1 protein-coding gene is annotated in these 337 nt (G+C 65.9%); it reads right to left on the reverse strand.

All coding sequences use genetic code 11. The features are described from left to right. Positions 1-337: hypothetical protein (locus tag KH400_RS23235; protein WP_217228676.1), on the reverse strand; the 337-nt coding region annotated here is incomplete at both ends.

Below are 337 nucleotides of genomic sequence, written 5' to 3' on the forward strand. Positions count from 1 at the left end.
GGACCAGGTTGTTCTCGCTCGCCGCCGTCAGGTTGACGTCGCTCACCGCCGTCGGCACGTCGTCCACGATCTGCACGCTCAGGGTGTTCGAGGCCGAATCCCCGTCGCTGTCCACCAGGCTCACCGCGAAGTCTTCGAACAGGCTGTTGTTGCCGTTCGCCGTCGGGTGCGCCTCGTTGTCGTTCAGGGTGTAGCTGTAGCTCACCAGCCCGGTCGCCGGGTTGTACCCGGTGATGGTCAGGGTGTTGCCCAGCGGCGTGGTCACCCCGCTCAGCGGGAAGCCCGCCACCACCCCGTTCACCACGATGTTGATGCCACCCACGCTCAGGGTCTTCAC

It is taken from the genome of Desertibacillus haloalkaliphilus (assembly GCF_019039105.1).
Classification (GTDB): Bacteria; Bacillota; Bacilli; order Bacillales; family KJ1-10-99; genus Desertibacillus; species Desertibacillus haloalkaliphilus.